The organism is Vreelandella sp. H-I2, from assembly GCF_052959335.1.
Window position 1 is genome coordinate 1 of record NZ_JBRAMC010000016.1, and the last position, 20,215, is coordinate 20,215.

The following is a 20,215-nucleotide window of genomic DNA, read 5'->3' on the forward strand; positions in this document are numbered from 1 at the left end:
TTCTGAGGCACCAACTCGTCAAGCGTGACCATCTCGAGTTCAAACTGTTGGGGAGAGGGATCTTTTAGCATGTGCCCATAAAAGCAAAGCGCTGGCAAAAGCGCCAGCGCTTTGTCAGCAACCTGAGGCGCCCTATGGCGCCTTTTATCGTTGCTGGGTTTATTCCCCTGCCGCCAGTGCCTCTAGCTCCATCCAGCGCTCCATGGCGACTTCTAGCGACTTTTGCACTTTTTCAAGTGTTTGCAATTTAGCCGTAACGGCCTCTGCCTCTTGCTGATAAAACGCGGGGTCACCTATCTCGTTTTCCAACGCTTCTACCTCACCCTCGAGACGTTCGATCTCAGCGGGCAATGCATCCAATTCACGCTGCAAATTGTAGGAAAGCTTGACGCTTTTCTTGGCTGCTGCGGCAGGCGCTTCAGCCACCTTTTTAGGCGTTTCTGAGGTAGGTTCAGTACGCTGACGTGCTGCCCCTTCCCAGGGCGCTGGCGGTAGCTTGCCACCCTGGCGAATCCAATCGGTGTAGCCTCCCACGTACTCGCGCACCACGCCATCGCCTTCAAAGGCGAGCATGCTGGTTACCACGTTATCCATAAAGGTACGGTCGTGGGAAACCAGCAGCAGCGTGCCATCAAAATCGAGCAGCAGCTCCTCGAGCAGCTCCAGGGTTTCCATGTCGAGGTCGTTGGTCGGCTCGTCCAACACCAGCACGTTAGCTGGCTGGGTAAATAGCTTGGCCAACAGCAGTCGGTTGGACTCACCACCAGAGAGCGCCTTCACCGGCTGGCGTACTCGCTCCGGTGTAAAGAGAAAGTCCTGCAGATAGCTCATCACATGGCGATCTTTACCGCCCACGTTGACCCGGTCACTGCCTTGGGCAACATTGTCGTAAACGGTTTTTTCGAGTTCCAACCCCGCACGCAGCTGGTCAAAATAGGCCACTTTTAAATTGGTGCCCATTTGCACCTTGCCTGCACTGGGTTCCAGCTCGCCCAGCAGGATTTTTAGCAGGGTTGTTTTACCTGCGCCGTTGCGCCCCAGGAAGCCGATGCGGTCGCCGCGCAATACTTCAAGATTAATATCGCGCAATATCACGTCATCGCCAAACCGCTGGGTGACGCCTTGCAGCTCCACAACGCGCTTGCCGGTGCGCTCGCCGCGATCTACCGTCAAATTGGCATTACCTTGACGCTCGCGGCGCTGGCTGCGTTCATTGCGCATGGCCTCAAGCGCCCGAACCCGGCCTTCGTTACGGGTACGTCGCGCTTTAACGCCCTGACGAATCCAGGCTTCCTCTTGAGCTAGTTTTTTATCGAACTCTGCGTTCTCCCGCGCTTCTACTTCAAGCTCGTGCTGCTTGCGGGCCTGATACTCTTCGTACTTGCCGGGGTAGCGCCCTAGCTGGCCACGATCCAGTTCAAGAATATTGGTCGCCAGCTTAGACAGAAACGCCCGGTCGTGGGTGATTAGCAATACGGCGCCGTTAAACGCCAGCAGTTGCTCTTCCAACCAAGCAATGGTGTCTAAGTCCAAGTGGTTGGTCGGCTCATCGAGCAGCAATAGATCAGGTTCGGCGACCAAGGCGCGAGCCAGCGCTACCCGGCGGCGCCAACCACCGGAAAGCGAGCTCATCTCAGCCTCGGGGGGCAAGCCTAAGCGTGTAAGCACCGTATCGATACGCTGGTGATATGACCAGCCGTCAATAGCTTCCAAGCGCGTTTGCAGGGTCGCCATGCGATCCATGTCGGGATCGGGATCATTGATAAGATGGTCGTATTCGGAGAGCAGCTCGCCCGCTTCCGGCAACCCTTGGGCCACCATATCAAAGATAGTCAGGCCGGATGACTCAGGTAATTCCTGGGCCAGCACACCGATTTTTAGCCCAGGTGCCCGCCAGATTGAACCGTCATCAGGCAATATCTCTCCTGCCACCAGTTTCAGCAGAGTGGACTTGCCGGTACCGTTGCGCCCGACCAGCGCCAGCCGCTCGCCTTTATCAACTGTCAGGTCGGCGCGATTGAGTAGTACATGGGTGCCGTAGGCGAGTTGCAGCTGTTCGAGTCGTAACAGGGTCACGCGGTGTCCTCCTTAGTCGTGAGGCGCACAGTGTAACGCATGCGTGCGCTGGGAGGGGGAACTGGGTCGCGACTTTATAGAGAGCAAACCGACAGCGTGATAACGTTTAGCCAGAGAAAAGAATAACCCTATCTAAAACACTATTTTCAAAGGCGGGCTGACAGTGACGGTGACCGTCTCGATGCATTTTGTAAACGAACTGTTTAAAGGTATACCAAATTCTGCACCTCCTGCGCGCTACCTAGAACAGGCGGGCATTTCGCCGTTTTTGCTTTCAGCTCCCCATGGTCGGGTGACGGTTGAGCAATTTGCTGAGTTGTATCGCGGACTCGTAAACGAACTTGATGACGAAACGCCTGGCTTTTTTTCCCGTCCGCTGCGGGGCGGCACTTTAAAGCTACTGTGTTTAAGTATGTTGGATGCACCGAACTTGCAGGTGGCGCTGCACCGCTATACCCAGTTCTTCCGTATTTTGCTCGATGACTTTGGCTATGCGTTTACCCTTGAAGGAGATCTCGCTCGCATGGGGCTGGTGGAATATGCGCCCTTGCTGGGTAGCCGCATTTTAATTCACGAGCTAATGCTCAAACTGTTTCACGGCATCGCGTCATGGATGATTGCACGTAAAATACCGCCCATTTTGATGGAGTGCGCTTACGCACAGCCCCCACACGGCGCTGATTATCTCTATTTTTACCCTGGTACGGTGCGCTTTGAGCAGCCACAAACCGCTATCTATATTGATCGTGGTTTGCTTGATCATCCTATCCGCCAGACCAAGAAACATCTGGGCGCTTTTCTAAAGCGCGCCCCGGCGGACTGGTTCTATGTGTCGTTTGCTGATCGCCTGCTCACTCACCGGGTGCGCGAACACCTCTCACGTCATCTGTTGACGGCAGGTACGGTGCATAGCGCCGCCGATGCGCTTCATATGTCTGCACGCACGTTGGCCCGGCATCTAAAGATAGAAGGCACCCATTTTCAAGCGGTCAAGGACGAGTACCGCCGCGACGTCGCTATTCAGGCACTCACCTGCAGTGAAAAGCCACTGGTTAGCATCGCGGAGGCGCTAAGCTTTGAGGATTTAGCCTGCTTTAGCCGTGCTTTTAAAAGCTGGACAGGCAACTCCCCCGCCGCGTATCGCAAAGCGCGCACAGCGGGCAACGTTCGCTGATCAGCCTAAATTTCGGTGCGAATACGTTTCTTATCCAACTTGCCGACACTGGTTTTAGGTATCTCATCAACGAAACGAATCATGCTGGGAATCGCCCAGCGATTGAGTTTTCCCTGAGCCACAAACTGCTCTAAAAACGCCTGAACGGCTTCGGTGGTGGGCGGGTTGTTTAGATCAACGGGGACAGCCAGCGCGGCCGGCCGCTCGCCCCACTTTTCATCCGCTACGCCTATCACAGCCACTTCGGCAATACCGGGGCATTGGCTGATATAGCTCTCCAACTCTAACGACGAAAGCCACTCGCCGCCCGTTTTAATCACATCCTTGATACGATCGCTGATAGTCAGAAAGCCCCGCTCATCAAGCGAACCTACATCACCAGTGTGCAGCCAGCCGTCACGCCACAGCTCTGCACTCCGAGCCTCGTCTTTGTAATAAGCCTGGGTTAACCAGGGTGCCTGTACGCGAATTTCACCCACGCTTTTACCATCATTGGGTAGCGGCTTACCGTCCACATCGACGACTTGAAGCTTAACCATTGGAATCGGCAGGCCCGCTTTACAGCGCCAGGGTAGTTGAGTCTCAAAATCAGCGTCGGCAATATCGTGAGGCAGAATATCGGCGGTGAGGAGCGGGCAGGTTTCCGACATGCCATAAGCGCTGCGGGTATCGATCCCCAATGCCCATGCTTTGCTCGCCAGCGACTCGGTTAACGCACTACCGCCGACCAATACTTTCCAGCCGGAGAGGTCGACCTGCTTTGAGGCAATCGCCTCGGCGCTGACCACCATGTTGAGCAGAGTGGGGACGCAGTGGGAGAAGTCGACCTTTTCGCCAACCAGCAGCTTGACCAACATTTCCGGCTCGTAGCGGCCCGGATAAACTTGAGTAGCCCCCATCAGCGTGGCGGTATACGGCACACCCCAGGCATGAACGTGAAACATGGGGGTAATCGGCATATAGACTTTGTCGCGGTTAAGCAGCTCAAAACCGGGCGCCTGAAAAGCGCTGGCCTCGCTCAAGGTATGCAGTACTAGTTGGCGATGGGTGAAGAAAACACCTTTGGGATTACCCGTAGTACCAGTGGTATAGAAAAGAGTCGCAACGGCATTTTCATCAAAGGTAGGAAAAGCGTAATGAACTGGCTGTTGGCTTAATAAGTGCTCAAATTCGCCCACCAGCGGCAGTTCGGTATCGACGGCTTTCGGCGTTTCCTGACACAGCAGGTAGCCACGCACTTGCGGTAGTTTGTCAGCCAGTGGCTCAAGCAGTGGTACAAACTTTTCGTGCACGATGACAAAAGCGTCTTCGGCATGTTCCATCGTGTAGAGGATTTGATCAGGCGCTAGGCGTACGTTCACTGTATGCAATACGGCGCCAATCATCGGGATTGCAAAAAAACATTCCAGGTAACGGTGGCTATCCCAATCTAAAACGGCCACCACGTCGCCTGCTTGCACACCTTGGGAAGTCAGCGTGTGGGCCAATTGATGCACCCGTTCGCGAAACCGCTCATAGCCGTGGCGGCTCTGGTCCCGGTAGACAATCTGATTTTTGCCCGCCATGCGTACGCCTGCCTCTAACAGGTCGCCAATCATTAGGACAGGGTTTGTGGCAGAGGGCGCGGCGGATAAAATTTTCGGGGTAACTGAAGGCATAAAAATTCCTTTTAACTTGTTCTTGTGGCGATCAAGACAGGTCAACCGCGCTCTATCAGAAGGGCGATACCTTGCCCACCCCCGATGCAGAGTGTGATCAATCCGTAGCGGCCGTTAATACGCTCCAGCTCGTATAGAGCTTTAAGTATCAAAATAGCGCCCGTGGCCCCTACCGGATGGCCCAGGGCAACCGCTCCACCGTTAGGGTTTAATTTCTTGAGCGGGAAGCCGAGCGTCTCTGCCACTGCCATGGCTTGGGCAGCAAAGGCTTCATTGGATTCAATCACATCAATATCGTTGATACTAAGCCCCGCCTGCTGCAGGCAGCGTTTAACCGCAGGTATCGGCCCCAGCCCCATCAGCGTTGGCTCAACGCCTGCTGTCGTGGCAACGCGCAGGTGTGCCCTGGGCATTAAGTCGCGCTGTTTAGCCTCATCGCCATGGGCCAACACTAGCGTCGCCGCACCGTCGTTAATGCCCGATGCATTGCCTGCAGTGACCACGCCATCTTTTTGAAAGGCAGGTTTTAGCCCCGCTAAATCGCTAAGCTGGACGTTTTCACGTACATGCTCATCGCGTGTAAACAGCATTGTTTGCTTACCTCGGCTGACCTCCACCGGTACGATTTGTGACTCAAAGCGACCTTCAGCAATCGCCCGTGCCGCCTTTTGATGACTCTCAAAGGCAAACTGGTCCAGCTGTTCACGGGTTAAACCGTACTGGTTAGCAATATTCTCTGCCGTGCAGCCCATGTGGCCGCTTCCAAAAGGGTCACTCAGCACACCCAAGGTTAAATCCTGAACGTTCACATCACCCATGCGCACGCCATTTCTTGCTTGAGGAGGCAGCATGTAAGCCCCTCGTGACATTGATTCAGCGCCCCCCGCTAGCGCTAAACGACTGTCACCTAACGCAATCTGCTGGGCAGCAGAAATCACTGCCTGCACCCCTGAACCACACAGTCGATTGACGTTGAAAGCACCCGCCTCCTTCGGCACACCGGCTTCTAGCGCAATATGCCGCGCCAGATAGGCATCTTGGGGCCCAGTGGTAATAATGTGACCATATACCGAGTGATCGATATCACCGCCCTCTACGCCTGATCGATGCAACGCTTCTTTCGCAGTTATCGCACCCAGCTCAAACGGCGCCATCGTTGAGAGCGACCCGCCAAAACTACCGATAGCGGTTCTTACCCCGCCTAGAATCACCACATCATCCAACCGCATGGTTTTCTCCTGTCTTCTTAGCGTCTCATTAGGCCACTTTACCCAGCAGCGAGCGTGCTACCACTTCCTTCATAATCTCAGAGCTACCGGCATAAATAGTCTGTACTCGGGCATCCAGATAAAAGCGTGAAATGGGGTATTCGTGGGTATAGCCGTAACCACCAAACAGCTGTAGGCAACGGTCGACCGCCCGACACTGCAGCTCGCTTAGCTGCAGTTTTAAAATCGCCGCATCCGTACTGCTCATGGCGCCCTGCCGATACTTTTCGACGCAATGCTCAAAATAGGCGCGAGCCACGTCCAGCTGGGCTTTTATCTCCGCCAAGGTAAAACGGGTATTTTGAAAATCCGCTACCCGCTGACCAAATGCTTGGCGTTGCTGAACATACATCAAGGTAAGCGCCATCGCGCCCTCTACAGCTCCTAGGGCTTGCGCCCCTACGCCTAAACGTTCACGGGGCAGTTCCTGCATTAAATAGCGAAAACCGGCCCCCTCCTCACCCAACAGAGCCTCGTTAGGCAACTGCATTTGATCAAAGCTAAGCTCGGCGGTATCACTGGCATGCTGGCCGATCTTTTGAATTGGTTTCCCCCGTGAGAAGCCAGCCAAGTGAGTATCAACCAAAAACAGCGAAACGCCTTTGGCGCCGGCAGAAGGATCAGTTTTGGCGCACACAATGACCAGGTCGGCAAACTGCCCATTGGTGATAAACGTCTTGCTGCCGCTGAGCTCCCAGCCATCGGTGGTCCGCTTCGCTCGAGTTCTCATGGACGCCAGGTCGCTACCGGCATGTGGCTCAGTCATCGCGATAGCCGCTAGAGCCTCGCCACGCGCCATAGCCGGCAGCCACTGCGCTTGTTGGGCAGGCGAGCCTAAATTTTGTACGTAGGGCATAACGATGTTGGCGTGGATATTATAGGCGCTAGCTAAACCGCCAAAGCCTTGTCGAGACATCTCTTCCAGTACTAACTGAGTAATGGCAATGTCGGCCCCTGCGCCACCATGCTTTTCGTCTAAGTCGATACCCAATAGGCCAGCATCGCCTAATGCATGCCATAGTGAGCGTGGTATTTCGCCTGCAGCCTCCCAATTATCATAGTAAGGCGCGACTTCCTGGCTTAGGCAGCGTTTGATCATGGCGTGAAATAGTTCGGTCGTTTCCTCGTCCATACTCACTCCTTGAGATCTTGACGTAAGTGGCGCTTAAGGATTTTGCCTGCAGTGCTCTTGGGTAAGGCATCGGTAAAAATAATGTGCTTAGGTACCTTATAAGGGGCCATTAACGTTTTGGCGTGCTGGATCAGTTCTTCCTCACTAACCGACTGTCCTTCTTTCACTACCACGACGGCAGTGATAGCTTCGATCCACTTCTCATCCGGCCGACCGATCACCGCTACTTCAGAAACCGCCTGGTGCTTAAACAGCCCCTCTTCTACTTCACGACTGGCCACTAGTACGCCACCGGTATTAATCACATCCTTAATGCGATCGACCACATAGAGATAGCCCGCTTCGTCGAAATAGCCCACATCGCCAGAGTGAAACCAACCACCCTGGAAGGCCTCTTCGGTCATGCGCTCCTTATCCCAGTAACCCTTCATAAGCTGTGGTGAGCGATGGACAATCTCACCGTGTTCACCGTGAGGCACATCATTCATATCGAGATCGACGATGCGGGTCTCCACCGTCAGAATGGGGCGCCCGGCGGAAGCTGGGCGTTCGGCATGTTCCTCAGGACGCAGCACGGTCGCCAAGGGGGCAATTTCGCTCTGCCCATAGCAGTTGTATAACCCTACCCCTGGGATACGTTGCTGAAGTTCCTCCAACACCGGTACCGGCATAATTGAAGCACCGTAATAGGCTTTATTGAGGGCACTCAGGTTAAAGCGTTCAAATTCAGCGTGTCGCAGCAGGCTAATCCAGACCGTGGGTGGGGCAAAAAATGACGCGATATGATGATCAGCTATCGCGCTTAAGCACAGCTCGGGCAGCGGCGCTTCTAGCAAATAGACGGGCGCACCTAGCAACAGTGCTGGCATTAAAAAGACGTGCATTTGCGCTGAATGGTAGAGCGGCAGCGCGGCGAGCATGGCATCGTTGCCTTTGATATCCAGCTCGACCATGCAGGCCATATACTCAGCCATTAAAGCCTGATGAGTCATCATGGCGGCTTTTGGCGCAGCGGTAGTACCCGAGGTATAGAGCAGTTGAGCGAGGCTTGTGCCATCGACTGACACGTTGGGTTCTTGATCGTTTTGCGCTGTCGTTGCGTGAGTGAGCACATCAAAACCTTGCGCATCCAGTGCCTGATCGGCATGCAGGGTTCCCATCAGGACGATGTCTAACCCTTCGGTGGCCGCACTCACTTTGTCGGCGAGACTAATGTCGCTGAGTAAACCTGTAGCGCCTGACTGTTCAAGGATATAGCGCAGCTCGTCACTGCTTAACGCAAAATTGATCGGCACATGCACTAACCCCGCTTTGGTAGCGGCTAACCAGGCGATGACATAGGCATCGGAGTTTTTACCATATACCGCCAGCCGATCACCCGGCGCTAACCCTGCTGCCAGCAAGCCATTGGCAACGCGGCGGGCTGCTTGGTTGAGTGCTTGATAGCGCCACTGGCGCTCGCCAAACACCAGCGCCAACTGATGGGAGTATTTTCGTGCACTGCGGTTTAAAGCAGCCCCGATACTGTTTTGCTGGATAACAGACGGATCAAACATGCCAACTCCTTTAGCTTGTTGTAGTGAATTGACAAAGACTTAACTGGAGACAAGTGGGCAAACGCTTTCTGAAAGCGGGCGGAAGGCTTCTTCCGCAGGAATGGTGCGGACAACGTGGAAGAGGTCATCTTCATCTTGCGACTCTTCAGGCGTTTTAACTTCCACGAGATACATATCATGGACCATGCGCCCATCTTCACGAATGTGGCCGCCAGTCGCGAAAATATCGTTAACGGGGGTATCGCCCATTTGCTGACGAACGGTTTGGGTATCATCCGTGCCAGTGGCTTTAATAGCTTCAAGATAATGGCGTGTACTGGAGTAAAGCCCTGCATGCACCATGGTGGGCATACTGCCGGTACGCTCTCGGAAGCGCTCCGCCCAGGCGCGGGTTTCATCGTTTAAATCGTAGTACCACGCTTTAGTGAACTGCAGCCCCTGAGCGTTTTCTAAACCAATACTGCGTATATCGGTACTGAACAGCACCATACCGGCCAAAATCTGACCGGCTTGGGTAATACCGAACTCGCCGGCTGTCTGCACCGCGTTAATCGTATCGCCGCCTGCGTTATTCAGCGCAATGACATCAGCACCTGAGGCTTGCGCCTGGAGCATAAAGGATGAGAAGTCACTGCTGGGAAAAGGATGGCGAGCACTGCCCACGATGGTGCCACCATTTTCAGTGACCACCCGTGTAACATCAGCTTCAAGCGCATGGCCAAAGGAATAGTCGGCGCTCAGTAAATACCAGTTTTTATGCCCCTCATCGGTAATCGCCTTGGCCGTTCCATTGGACATCGCCCAGGTGTCATACACCCAATGGATATGGTTAGGAGAGCAGTGCTCATTGGTAATGGCTGACGACACGGCACCGTTCACTAGACCCAGTTTATCGGCTTCTTCCAACAAGCCCACCGCTGCCAGGGTCACAGAAGATGCCACCAGCCCAGTGACCATATCGACGTTACGCTCGTCAATCCACTCGCGTACTACGCTAGATCCAACATCGGGGCTGTTACGGTCATCTGCGCTAAACACCACGATATTGGCACCGTTAACGCTCCCTCCTATATCCTCAATAGCCATATTGATGGCATCTTCGCCCAGCGGGCCGATGGGATCTCGGTATACGCCCGACATATCCGCTAGATAGCCGATTCGTATCTCATTGTCAGAAATCCCTTCAGCAGCCACAACATTGGGGGCATAGCTGGCCATCAGGATAGCAGCGGCAAGTGTTGAAGTAGCAAAGCGTTGAGATACACGATGAAATAGTTGCATTGTTATTGAGCTCTCTTTTGTTGTTATTGAATCAATCTTCATTGTTGTTATTGCACCGTTGTTATTGCACCGTTGTTATTGCACCAAACTTGATGATTAAGCGCGCATAGCCAAAGGTCATCTTAGGCGTAAATACGTCTTCGCTGTTTACCTATCAAGCCAGTTTTTTTGCAATTCGTGCCATTCGTTTGAGCTACCCAGGCTTAATACACCATTAGTCGATGCCTGCGCATAACGTTACAATGGTGCTTTTATACATAAATGGGGAGTACCGTTTGGCTACTGTTTATGCCGATGAATTTTTACCCGAAGCGCTTCAGTTTCGCCCTAGCGCCCCGTTGGTGGATATTGGCGCTAACCTGACCCACGAAAGCTTTGGTCGCGATCTTGAAGCGGTCATTCAGCGAGCCCAGGCCGCACACGTGACCACCATGATCGTCACCGGGACCGATCTCGCCCACGCCGAGCAAGCTGTTGCGCTTGCCAAACAACATCAGGGCCTATACGCCACAGCGGGTGTTCACCCTCACGATGCTAGCCACTGGGACACGAACCTTGAGCGTGCCATGGCGGCCCTGCATGCCATGCCCGAAGTAGTCGCCGTAGGTGAGTGTGGCTTGGACTTTAATCGCAACTTCTCGACACCCCGTGAACAGGAGCTCGCGTTTGAGGCGCAACTGGCTCTCGCAGTGGAAAGTGGTTTACCGCTGTTTCTACATGAACGGGATGCGGGCCAGCGGATGAGAGAGATACTGCATGCATGGCGAGACGATATCAGCCATGCGGTAGTGCACTGTTTTACCGCTGACCGCGATACGCTGTTTGGTTATCTCGACCTAGATTTGCATATAGGCTTAACGGGGTGGATTTGCGATGAGCGACGAGGACATCATCTACGCCCACTGATAAGTGATATCCCCCTTGAGCGTATGATGGTAGAAACAGACTGCCCTTATCTATTGCCACGCAACCTGCCTGCAAAACTAAAAGGGCGGCGCCATGAACCCGCTCTTCTACCGTGGATAGTGCGCGAGATTGCCCAGTGGCGCGGCATCAGCGAAACTGAGCTAGGCAACGCTACTACACGAACTGCCCAACGCTTTTTCCGTCTTCCCGCTGAATCTTAAAAAAGGAGTACTAGCGTGGCCGATTTTCCAGGGTTTATCGCCATTGAAACGGGTGAAGATGATGGCCTCCCCCTCGCCATTGCCTGGTCGTTACCCGATGGAAGAGTTAAACAAACATTGATTCAGCCGGACGACAGCTGGATCAAAGAAGATACCAACGCCATGGGCGCGTATAGCATTGAAGAGCTTGAGAGCCTGGGGGTTAGCCCCCTTGAAGTGATCCGTGAGCTTGAGAACGACCATTTCTCCGCTACGCTTTACACTAGTGACAATGGCGATGATGAAGCGGCTTTGGCGCGCCTTTTTGACACCTATGGGCTAGATCCTTTCGTGGAGCTAGCCCCGGCGTCTGTGCTCTACCCTGCTATCACCCCAGGCGAATGGCATCGCCAGCGGCGCGAGACCTTTAGCGAGTTAGGGTTAGAGCCGATGCGCCCAGAGCACGAACTGGAGGTCATGCTGTCGATGCATCAACGGCTGACAGAGGAGGATTAAGCTTTATCAAACGTTTGTTTTACTGCCAAAACACTGCGATGCGTTTGCACCAAAGAAAAACCTCTGCTAACCAACAAGGTGGACACTGCTTTTCACATAGCAGTGGTAATTGATCAGCCATGTTAGTTCAGGAGGCGACAGATGACGGATTATGTTGAGAAGGGAGATATCTATTTCTTCTACCGGCCTAAGGTCAATACGCAAAAGGTGCAGAGCCTTGACGACGTTCAGCGTCTTCACCTCGTGCTGGTCCCGGACGACGATGATACTGCCCGCCTGTTTCTGGTAGGCAAAAAGCGTATGCCCGAGATTATGAAAGGCAAGCCAACCTCCACCGCCCGCGAGTGGATGATGAACGATATGACCGGTAAGTCCAAGGCGATTGGTGAAGCGCTATTTCCGCTTGAATATGAGACCAAAACCAAAGGTGAGCAGGAGCAAGGTGAAGCCATTCCCGTCGGTGAGGGCCGCTATGCGATCTTTATGCGCAACAACAGCTCTCGCTTAGCCTACCGGCTTTCTACACCTCAGCCCCCTGGCAAAGCACAGTCACAGTTGGGAATCCTTGCCGAGGCGAGCTACATCATCTCGGTGCGCAACCCTTCTCTCGATGTGCCTGGCTTTCCAGATGCCAAGCCTAACTATCCCAAGCGCCTGGAGGAGAAGTTCGCCGATAAACGCTGGCTAGATATCGATGATGGCAAACTTCTCGACTATGAGAACGCCCAGCTTCTGCTGATTGGCGCACATGACGACCTCAATGAAGAATCCATCTCGATCACCGGCAAAGCTGCCCTGTTCAAGACGTTAGGGTTAAAGAAGCGCGAATGGCCCACTGAAGCACTAGAAGGCGGCACGCTCACAGAACCCGAGATGCAGCCAGAAGCGAAGGAACCCGAAGGTAATCGCAGCAAAGGGGGCGAACGTGGGGGTAAAGCAGCCACTGATTCGGCATCGGCGGCTGGGATTGCCAAGGCATTAAAGGGGGTTGATTTCCCTTGCGGCAAGGCAGATTTACTCAAACAGGCCAAAACCAACCATGCCGCGGATGACATCATTGACGTATTAAACGACTTTCCCAAGAGAGAGTACGAGACAATGGGGGATATCCAAAAAGCGCTTGGAGAGGTACGCTGATGGCACAGTTTACTTGCGAGATATGCGGAGCTGGGTTTGAGCAGAAATCTCGCTACGAGCGACACATGCTCACCTCCCATCCCCAACAGGCGATCTCTGCCGCAGATATTGAAAAAGCACTGAAGGGTGTTGAGTTTCCGAAAACTCACAGTGAATTGGTCAATACGTTAAGCGACGACGACCGTGAAGTAAGAGCTATCATCCAGCAGCTTCCTGCCAAAGAGTACCGCGATGCCGCCGAATTAGCGCGTGCGTTCGGCGAGTTGCGCACTCATGAGAAGGCTCCTGACAACCAGCCGAGCAAGACCGGCGGTGAACGTGCCATGGAGGCACCTTCTGCAGCTCGATTCGCCAGTTTGTTTGCTGGCATAACGTTTCCCGCTAATCGCGAACAGTTGATAAACCATGCCGGTTCGAAAGCTAGCGAAAACGAAATGCAGATCCTGAAGCAGTTCGGTAATCACCACTATCAGAGCATGGCTGACATCACGCAGGAGCTGAAGAAGGTAGACTGAGGCGCCACGAGGTGGCGCCTTACTAGCCCTGCGTTAACTGACAATGCGACACATGGACGCTAGTGCGACAAAACCACTTTTTAAGGGCACGTTTATTTCGTCGCTCGCCCTGTGAGCTTATCTCGAAGCCTGTCGACCATGCCTACGCCTGCCCCGACACTCTTGTGAAAGAGCTCTGAGTGCGGCGCGCTGGGGTGCGGACGAGTCGGTGCCATTTTTTTGGCCTCCTCCACCTTTTTACCCAACTCAGTTAGCTGTTCACCTGAGATATGCTTCCGCATCTTGGGAAACTGTTCAGACTCCTCGTCATTTGCATGGTGGCTCAATAGCCCTTCCAATTTTTCGACCCTTTCCATGAATAGCGGATCGGTAGCGTTACAATCTTCCAACTGTTTCATTACTTGCACGATTTCATCGTGCTCCTGCTTGTCGTGCTCGACCTCTTCGGTCCCATTGGGTATGCACTTCTCGATTACCGGGTAAACATACATTTCCTCGGCAACGGCATGGCGCATCACCTCAGCAATTAACGTTTCGGTTGTGTCTCTACGCTCTTCTATATCCCTTGAGCGCTTGATCTGGCCCGCCAGTTCCATCATTTCCTTGTGGTCAGTGGTCAGAATATCAACGACATCTGCAGCTGATCCGTTAGCGTTGTGCTGGGTCATAAGATTCCCTCCTTTGACTCGTAACGACTATTTAAGTGACACCTTCAACATAGTCGTACACGCTGCAACCTATCAAGTCCTTGAGCAATCGCAGCTTCACATCCCAAGCCGTGTTGATAGTAAGCAGTCAAGACGTGGCGAAAGGCATCAGCACGAGCGGGCAAGCCTTGTACTTCGTAACGCTCTGCCTGAGCCATGACTTTCTTCTCAAAAGCCTCACGATCTACTTCTGTCGCACCTCCCAAATTGTCGACGCTGACATGAAAAGTGCGGCCACACGCTAGGGTAAATAGATACTCCAATGCTTGTGGCGCAATCTCGGCATTCTCAAAAGCAGCTTGTTGTTCAGCATTACGCCCGTCAGGCGAGTACCAATACCCGTAATCTTCTAACTGGCGACGTTTTTCACCCGCAATACACCAGTGGCTAATCTCGTGTAACGCACTGGCATAATAGCCCCGCGCAAAAATAACTTGGTGATAAGGTGTTTGGTTATTGGCGGGCAAATAAAGCGGTTCCTCGTCACCCCGAATTAGGCGTGTTTGATAGTGCTTTGCAAAAAGGCCATCAAAGAGCGCGATAATATCGGCAAGCGTCCATCGGTCTTGCGGGTGATTCACTTTTGACCTCGTTTATCATTGACGTTTGACAAAGTATAACGGCCTTACAGAGATAACCTAAATACAGGGCAGCAAGGTATAGGCATCCCTGCTAACCTATCGCTTTTTTTATAGTTTAATTCGTCGATCAGGAGCCTACCCATTGGGCGATTTCACTCAACAGGTTAAATCGGTGTATTGGCCAGAGAGCCGTGCCCTCATCTACTTGGCATTACCTATTTGCGGTGCCCAATTGGCCCAAGCAGGGATGAGTGTGGTTGATGTCATGATGACAGGCCGACATGATGCAACGTCGCTCGCGGCTGTATCGGTAGGCTCAAGCCTTTGGATGCCGTTGATGCTGTTCATGACGGGCACCCTGATGGGGCTCACGCCGATTACTGCCCATTTGCTTGGTGGAAAACGCCACACGGCTATTCGTCCTGCCGTCCACCAAGCGCTCTGGATTGCCCTACTACTAGGTATCGTCGCGGCCTTGCTACTCTGGTCAGTGGTTATGCCCATTTTCGACTTAATGAACGTTCCCCCTGCGGTTGCACGCCAGTCTTCTGCCTACCTTTCTGCGGTTGCCTTCGGTATGCCTGGCATTGCGTTGTTTCAGGCACTAAGGGCATTTTCTGATGGCATGAACCATACGCGTCCAGCATTGTGGATCAGCCTTGTTGGTTTAGGTGTGAATATTCCTGCCAACTACCTTCTGATCTATGGCGGCGATGGTTTAGTTGGACTATTCGGCAACTGGGTTCCTGGCAGCCTGCAACGATTACCCGCGCTGGGAGCCTTTGGCTGTGGTATCGCTACCGCACTCTCGATGTGGACGATGGCGTTGGCTATGGCTTACTACACGCGCATTGGAAGTACTTATAAAAGCGTTGCGATTTGGCAAACACTGACGCCCCCCCAATGGCCGGGTATACGTGAATTAGTAGTAGTGGGTGTTCCTATCGGTGTGGCAATTTTTGTTGAAGTCACCTTATTCACTCTCATTGCGCTCTTTATTGCCAGCTTTGGGGAGGTCACTGTAGGAGCTCACCAAATAGCGCTAAGTTTCACCTCAATACTGTTTATGTTGCCACTATCACTCAGTATGGCGCTTACCGTAAGGGTAGGTAATACCCTAGGCCAACAGCGTTTAACGCTAGCGCGCCAGGTCGCCTGGAATGGCATTGTTATTAGCGTCATCGTAGCCGTCATTAACAGCATTTTCTTATGGTTTAGTGCCGTTCCCGTCATTGCACTTTATACCTCAAACAGCGAAATACAGGCGTTAGCGCTATCGATCATTGCCTTGGCTGTGATTTTCCAGCTTTCTGACTCGCTACAAGTTAATTTAGCAGGTGCTTTGCGCGGCTATAAAGATACCCGCATTGTGATGGTGATTACAGTGCTCTCCTACTGGGTAGTGGGTTTAGGGGGCGGGCACTGGCTGGGCTCGCGAGGGGTGGGTGGCATGGTCGCTCCTCTCGGGGTTCATGGTTATTGGATAGGTTTGATTGCGGGCTTAAGCACGGCTGCACTGCTACTAGCCTGGCGCTTACAGCGCATCAGTATTCGGGGGTAAGTATGGCTCGATGGGGAAACCTTGTTCTCACGCTCATTATGGGCTTCCTACTGCTTGGCTGTGACGGCAATCCCGCCGAGCAACCATGGCAGATGTACCATCAGCAACTCGCCAATGACCTTGAACAGGCAGACGTTGAGCGTGCTGACCCCATTAATATCGGTGATTTCCCCGAACGCTCAGACAGGCTTATTGATATTCCTGAGACAAGGGATAGCATGTTGAATATTTACGCCTTGCGCGAATGCCAAATCACCTCGCTGATAGCGGCACGTAACAACCAACTCGGGCGCGTAGCACCGCCTAGCCAGCATTGGTTATATGAGCGTGCACTATGGCAACGATTAAGTGACTGCTGGAATAGTGATGTGCCAGAACAATTAAGCGATGAAAATCGTACCCGCCTGCAACAACTGACGGCGACTAAAACAGCACAGCTACCAGCGGTCAGTTGGAACGCTATTTTCGATTCCAGTGAGTGGGTTAAAAGCTTTTCGCGTGCAAGCAAGCCATTAACCAGTACCGATGAAACGGCTATTACGAGCCAACTTGAAGCCATCGATTACTTGCAACAAATGACTGACCATCAGTTTGACTCCAAATGGCAGCAAGACTCTTCTACGCTCGAAAACCATTTAAAAACGCTGCAAGAACGACCGCTGACAGCCGAAATTTTGCGTGCGCTGTTACTCGCTAGCCAACGTTTAACGGAAGCTAATGCATTGTTAGCTCGGCACTTGGCGCAACGAGGCAACGATGCCACCCCTTGTTTGAGTGACTGGGAGGCACAGCCCCTTGAACACTTATCAAACACGGCTAAGCAGTGGCTAACCGCCATTAATCGCTTAATTGACGCACAACAGGTAAAAAAAACTGATGCCGTCCAGCGCTATCAAGCACGCTGGCTGTCGCTAAACAATAGCCATGCGCCCTGGGGGCAGTTTCAGCAGGCACGCCTTGAGCATCAAGCACTCCGAGCCCGCTTTCCTCCTTGCTCCGAGAATTAAAAACGGCAGAACCCTTAACCTTATGAGCAACTTGTGCTATTGGTGAAAGAGAGAGGTGAGTAACGAGGCAGGCCATAAATCTGCTTTGCCAATGTGATGACCACGCAGCACAAGGAGGGACACAATGGGCGCATCCCTGTCACCCCGCTCTGCCCAGGTTATCGACCTGGATACCGTGCGTCAGCGTCAGCAGGCGCAAAAGTGCCTAGTCCGTTTAGCGCCTGAGCTAGATGGCTTGGAAATGGTGTACCAACTCGCTGCGAGCCCAGGCGCCTATTACGGCATGCCTATTTTGGCCTGGGGGTTAAGAGAGGATGGTAGCGTCTTTGGTTTAGTGCCATGGATGGAAACATTGGCAGCCTGTCACGACCTGGATAACCAGGAAAACGGCTACTTTGTGGGATATCGCGATCCTGAAACAGAAGAAATTTTTGATGCACCACCGGATCACAAATTTCATGAGCTCGTCGCGGCGGCTGAATACTTTGATTATGAGGCTTCTGGTGAAGTTACCCTCATCCAACAAATTCCCGACACCCTAGGTACTCATGCGTTGTGCATGAACCATCCTAACTCACCCTGGCATATGAAACCCGTTTATGGCTGGCGTCTCTATAGTGACGGTAGTCTAGATGCCCTGCTTGCCGACGAGCAAAAAGCTACAATGACGCCAATTTTGCTAGGCGACAAATGTCTTTACAGCGCCCACACCCGCCATCAAACCGTTTATTTTTTCCAACGTCATATCGCTAATCGTATATTGGAAGAAGACCCCGTGACGTTGGATGCGTTAGCCATGATGGTAGTGGCGACTGAATAAGAACTCTTAATCGCTCTATTACGACAGTCGAGGCCAATTCAGAACCAAATGATTTGGTCCTCGATAGGGTTTTATTGTTTTACATTGCTGGGCATTTTATTTGAAGACTCTTGTTCAGAGAGTCATAGAGCCTGGTTCAAAAAACCTTGGTTCAAAACACTAGGCTAAACGGATAAAGTAGAGGTAGTTACCCGACGAGGCGATGTCCTGCTCAAGCAATTCATGTCCTAAAAACTGGCAAAACTTCGGCACATCTCGCGTGGTGGCTGGGTCGGTAGCAATCACCTTGAGTACTTGCCCCGGCGTCATGTCGCGAACTTTGTTATGCATCAGCATAATCGGCTCAGGACAGTACAGCCCCGTGGTATCTAATACCGCATCGTAGCAGGGTAATGTACCCGTGTTATCAGCCATTAATATCCTCGATGTAGGAAGTAGAACGTATGATTAAAGTTATCATCGAACGGCGAATTATGCCCGGCCTTGAAGAAGAATTTGAGCAAGCAGCGCGGGAAGCCATGCGTGTCTCCTTAGGCGTAAGGGGCTTCATCGGTGGGGAAACACTTGTTGAACTCGGTCATACCGATCGCCGACTGATGATCACTAAATGGCGTGATATCCGCGCCTGGAAAGAGTGGCATTCAAGCGAAGCGCGGACGATGGCCATGCAGCGTATTTTACCGCTGTTAACCGAAGATGAAACCATACGCATCTACGAGCCCGGCTATTAAACCACCGTTATCGAATCTATCAATCTTTAATCCTGACGTGCACCGTTACCTCTTCACGATCATGATAGAGGTGGCGGCATGATACATTAGCATGCACTCCTGCTTTCGCCAGCGTCTCATCCAGTGCAGTTAAACAGCGCGTTACCTCATCCCAGCGCTTCTTCATGGGCAATTTGAGGTTAAAAATCGCCTCTTTGCACCATTTACGAATCAGCCACCGCTCCACCATGGCTAGCACTCGCACTGGCTTATCAACAATATCGCACACCAGCCAGTCTAAACGCTGTGGTGGCTCCCAGGTAAAGCCATCTTCTTTCAGGTGATCTATCTGCCCTGTCTTCATCAACGGCGTATCCATAGGACCATTATCAATGGCATACACGTACATGCCCCGCTGAACCAACTGCCATGTCCAACCGCCTGGGGCAGCGCCTAAATCAGCTGCCTGCATATGCGGTGCAAGCCGTATGTCCCACTCCTCGCGGGGAATAAACTCATGCCATGCTTCTTCCAACTTGAGTGTTGAGCGACTAGGTGCACGGGAAGGAAAGCGCAATCGACGAATACCATTAATCAGCTCACTACGATTGCCTGGAAAGCTCATCGCCAACTGAACTTGATCACCATCAGTCCAGAAAATATGTAATCGCCTGCCCCCCGCACTCCGCTTCAGCGCACCACGTTTTTTCAGCATGCTTGCCAACGGTCTTGTCAGCGCTTTAATCAGCCCGGCTAAGGCTTTTCCATCGTTGGTATCCGGTGTTTCGTGCCAAATCTCTTCAAAGCTCCAGCGGCTAGCTTTCACTTGTTCCAAAATGGCGGTAAAACGATCGTCACGAGAAAGAGTGAGTGCAGGCAAAGCCGCTAAGCTCTGGCGTGCGAAAATCAGCTTTTTAAACGCTGCCTGGCGGTGTAGATCATTCACCGCTTCGCCATCGACACGCGTTAAGCTTACCCACCCTTCCCCATGAGTTGATGCACAGGCGATGCCCTGTAATGCTGCGTGATGCTGTAGTTCTGCCAGCGCATCACTCTCAAACCCAGGACGGCAGTAAACCAGCCATGACGTAGGTACCGTTTCACTCACCAATTCACCTCGATTCCGCCCATCACAAACGGTGAGGGCTGCCTAATTAATTGGAGCGCATCATAGCATTTATCCACTATTATTTTCTTCCAGCCAACAAAAACCCCAGCCGGTTGGCTGGGTTTTCTGCGGTAGCAAAAACCCCCGAACACTGCGTGCTCGGGGGTTTTTACGGTATAAGTGCCTGACGATGACCTACTCTCGCATGGGGAGACCCCACACTACCATCGGCGCTAAGCGGTTTCACTGCTGAGTTCGGCAAGGGATCAGGTGGTTCACGCTCGCTATGGTCGTCAGGCGTA

Annotated in this window: 19 protein-coding genes and 1 rRNA gene; 9 read left to right on the plus strand and 11 right to left on the minus strand. The window is 52.7% G+C overall.

Annotated features, from left to right (window positions below):
- Nucleotides 1–159: 159 nt before the first annotated feature.
- Nucleotides 160–2,076, minus strand: a complete 1,917-nt coding sequence (locus ACUVOF_RS21795; protein WP_447046315.1) for an ATP-binding cassette domain-containing protein — start codon at nucleotides 2,074–2,076, stop codon at nucleotides 160–162.
- Between the two features lie 181 nt (nucleotides 2,077–2,257).
- Between ACUVOF_RS21795 and ACUVOF_RS21800 the strand changes: the two genes are divergently transcribed.
- Nucleotides 2,258–3,250, plus strand: coding sequence for an AraC family transcriptional regulator (locus ACUVOF_RS21800; RefSeq protein WP_447046316.1), 993 nt, complete (start codon nucleotides 2,258–2,260; stop codon nucleotides 3,248–3,250).
- A 5-nt stretch (nucleotides 3,251–3,255) separates the two neighbouring features.
- Here ACUVOF_RS21800 and ACUVOF_RS21805 read toward each other — a convergent pair whose 3' ends face one another.
- Genes ACUVOF_RS21805 through ACUVOF_RS21825 form a run of 5 tightly spaced genes read right to left on the minus strand, consistent with a single transcriptional unit; the run spans nucleotide 3,256 to nucleotide 10,145 of the window.
- Nucleotides 3,256–4,908, minus strand: coding sequence for a fatty acid--CoA ligase (locus ACUVOF_RS21805; RefSeq protein ID WP_447046317.1), 1,653 nt, complete (start codon nucleotides 4,906–4,908; stop codon nucleotides 3,256–3,258).
- Between the two features lie 41 nt (nucleotides 4,909–4,949).
- Complete coding sequence (gene bktB, locus ACUVOF_RS21810; protein ID WP_447046318.1) at nucleotides 4,950–6,137, minus strand: beta-ketothiolase BktB; 1,188 nt, start codon at nucleotides 6,135–6,137, stop codon at nucleotides 4,950–4,952.
- 28 nt (nucleotides 6,138–6,165) lie between these two features.
- On the minus strand, nucleotides 6,166–7,308 hold the full coding sequence (locus tag ACUVOF_RS21815; protein ID WP_447046319.1) for an acyl-CoA dehydrogenase family protein: 1,143 nt from the start codon (nucleotides 7,306–7,308) through the stop codon (nucleotides 6,166–6,168).
- 2 nt (nucleotides 7,309–7,310) lie between these two features.
- Nucleotides 7,311–8,864 carry a fatty acyl-CoA synthetase gene (locus ACUVOF_RS21820; protein ID WP_447046320.1) on the minus strand — a complete coding sequence of 518 codons (1,554 nt, stop codon included), beginning with the start codon at nucleotides 8,862–8,864 and terminating at the stop codon, nucleotides 7,311–7,313.
- Nucleotides 8,865–8,903: 39 nt separating this feature from the next.
- Nucleotides 8,904–10,145 carry an ABC transporter substrate-binding protein gene (locus tag ACUVOF_RS21825; RefSeq protein ID WP_447046321.1) on the minus strand — a complete coding sequence of 414 codons (1,242 nt, stop codon included), beginning with the start codon at nucleotides 10,143–10,145 and terminating at the stop codon, nucleotides 8,904–8,906.
- Nucleotides 10,146–10,420: 275 nt separating this feature from the next.
- Between ACUVOF_RS21825 and ACUVOF_RS21830 the strand changes: the two genes are divergently transcribed.
- From ACUVOF_RS21830 to ACUVOF_RS21845, 4 genes are all read left to right on the plus strand, one after another.
- Complete coding sequence (locus ACUVOF_RS21830) at nucleotides 10,421–11,272, plus strand: TatD family hydrolase (RefSeq protein ID WP_447046322.1); 852 nt, start codon at nucleotides 10,421–10,423, stop codon at nucleotides 11,270–11,272.
- A 15-nt stretch (nucleotides 11,273–11,287) separates the two neighbouring features.
- A complete protein-coding gene (locus ACUVOF_RS21835) occupies nucleotides 11,288–11,767 on the plus strand; it encodes a hypothetical protein (protein WP_447046323.1) in 480 nt (159 codons plus the stop codon).
- Between the two features lie 141 nt (nucleotides 11,768–11,908).
- Entirely contained in the window at nucleotides 11,909–12,904 is a 996-nt protein-coding gene (locus ACUVOF_RS21840) for a DUF2795 domain-containing protein (protein WP_447046324.1), read from the plus strand.
- Between the two features lie 65 nt (nucleotides 12,905–12,969).
- On the plus strand, nucleotides 12,970–13,419 hold the full coding sequence (locus ACUVOF_RS21845; RefSeq protein WP_167408834.1) for a DUF2795 domain-containing protein: 450 nt from the start codon (nucleotides 12,970–12,972) through the stop codon (nucleotides 13,417–13,419).
- Between the two features lie 92 nt (nucleotides 13,420–13,511).
- Here the strand turns inward: ACUVOF_RS21845 and ACUVOF_RS21850 are convergent, their stop codons facing one another.
- Nucleotides 13,512–14,087, minus strand: a complete 576-nt coding sequence (locus tag ACUVOF_RS21850; protein ID WP_447046325.1) for a hemerythrin domain-containing protein — start codon at nucleotides 14,085–14,087, stop codon at nucleotides 13,512–13,514.
- A 44-nt stretch (nucleotides 14,088–14,131) separates the two neighbouring features.
- Entirely contained in the window at nucleotides 14,132–14,707 is a 576-nt protein-coding gene (locus ACUVOF_RS21855) for an elongation factor P hydroxylase (protein ID WP_447046326.1), read from the minus strand.
- 142 nt (nucleotides 14,708–14,849) lie between these two features.
- On the opposite strand from ACUVOF_RS21855, the gene ACUVOF_RS21860 reads away from it, so the two are divergent.
- The 3 genes from ACUVOF_RS21860 (at nucleotide 14,850) to ACUVOF_RS21870 (ending at nucleotide 18,095) form a co-directional block, all read left to right on the plus strand.
- Nucleotides 14,850–16,268: an MATE family efflux transporter gene (locus tag ACUVOF_RS21860; RefSeq protein WP_447046327.1), complete on the plus strand. Its 1,419-nt coding sequence runs from the start codon at nucleotides 14,850–14,852 to the stop codon at nucleotides 16,266–16,268.
- Between the two features lie 2 nt (nucleotides 16,269–16,270).
- Entirely contained in the window at nucleotides 16,271–17,275 is a 1,005-nt protein-coding gene (locus tag ACUVOF_RS21865) for a DUF3080 family protein (RefSeq protein ID WP_447046328.1), read from the plus strand.
- Nucleotides 17,276–17,399: 124 nt separating this feature from the next.
- Nucleotides 17,400–18,095 carry a hypothetical protein gene (locus tag ACUVOF_RS21870; protein WP_447046329.1) on the plus strand — a complete coding sequence of 232 codons (696 nt, stop codon included), beginning with the start codon at nucleotides 17,400–17,402 and terminating at the stop codon, nucleotides 18,093–18,095.
- 159 nt (nucleotides 18,096–18,254) lie between these two features.
- On the opposite strand, the gene tusA is transcribed toward ACUVOF_RS21870, so the two are convergent.
- Complete coding sequence (gene tusA / locus ACUVOF_RS21875; RefSeq protein ID WP_447046330.1) at nucleotides 18,255–18,509, minus strand: sulfurtransferase TusA; 255 nt, start codon at nucleotides 18,507–18,509, stop codon at nucleotides 18,255–18,257.
- Nucleotides 18,510–18,538: 29 nt separating this feature from the next.
- Here tusA and ACUVOF_RS21880 point away from each other — a divergent pair, with 29 nt between their 5' ends.
- Nucleotides 18,539–18,826, plus strand: a complete 288-nt coding sequence (locus ACUVOF_RS21880; protein WP_088699674.1) for an antibiotic biosynthesis monooxygenase family protein — start codon at nucleotides 18,539–18,541, stop codon at nucleotides 18,824–18,826.
- A gap of 19 nt (nucleotides 18,827–18,845) precedes the next feature.
- Here ACUVOF_RS21880 and rlmM read toward each other — a convergent pair whose 3' ends face one another.
- Nucleotides 18,846–19,916, minus strand: coding sequence for a 23S rRNA (cytidine(2498)-2'-O)-methyltransferase RlmM (rlmM, locus tag ACUVOF_RS21885; RefSeq protein WP_447046331.1), 1,071 nt, complete (start codon nucleotides 19,914–19,916; stop codon nucleotides 18,846–18,848).
- 179 nt (nucleotides 19,917–20,095) lie between these two features.
- Nucleotides 20,096–20,211 (minus strand): 5S ribosomal RNA (gene rrf, locus ACUVOF_RS21890).
- Nucleotides 20,212–20,215: the final 4 nt, after the last annotated feature.